The organism is Helicobacter sp. 23-1044 (assembly GCF_053654695.1).
In genome coordinates this window covers 1-677 of record NZ_JBSIUQ010000034.1, presented here as the reverse complement: position 1 = coordinate 677, position 677 = coordinate 1, and the positions used below count along the sequence as shown (strand labels likewise).

1 protein-coding gene is annotated in these 677 nt (G+C 41.2%); it reads left to right on the top strand.

Annotated elements, in window-relative coordinates:
• Positions 1–677, top strand: a 677-nt coding sequence (locus ACWIUD_RS12070; protein ID WP_454149413.1) for a hypothetical protein, incomplete at both ends; no start/stop codon positions are given.

Sequence of the window (677 nt, the reverse complement as noted above, 5' to 3'; positions counted from 1 at the left end):
CAAATGCAAATGAATACGCAAATCTCAAACAAAACGAAACATTTTTCTATAAAAACGCAGAATCTACCGCAAAAAATCGCAGAATCTCGCGTAAATACAAACTCTCCCCCTCCCTTGCGGAGGGGGATTTAGGGGGTGGGTTAAATTCCGCAGATTCTGCCCCCAAAATCGCAGAATCTAACACCAAAAATTATCATTTCATTTTCACCCCCTTCATAAATCACAACTCTTTCGCACAGGCAGGAAACTACGCACTAAGCGGATTTGATTATGGTTTCATCACCGCATTTAGCGTGACACTCGCAGAATCGCACACACTTGGCGCACACTTTGCCCTAACTTATGGCACATTACGCGACAAGCACGATAAAGATTTGCAAGTCAAAAACATAAATTTATTTGGCGGACTGCACTACAAAATCGACTTGCCCTACGCGCTATTTTTAAAGGCATACGGGGACTTTTTCTACTTCTCAAACGACTTAAAAACGCAATTTTTGGCAGATTTAAAACCGCAAAATTTGGGATTTGGATTTAGCACAACTTTTGGCAAAACCTTTGATTTTCGCACAGGCGGGGCGTTATCGCTCGAAGCAGGATTTGACTACAAAGCACTAAAATCGCAAGAAATCAAAGCAGATTCTGCGATTTATCAAAACGCGCTTTTTAACCTAATT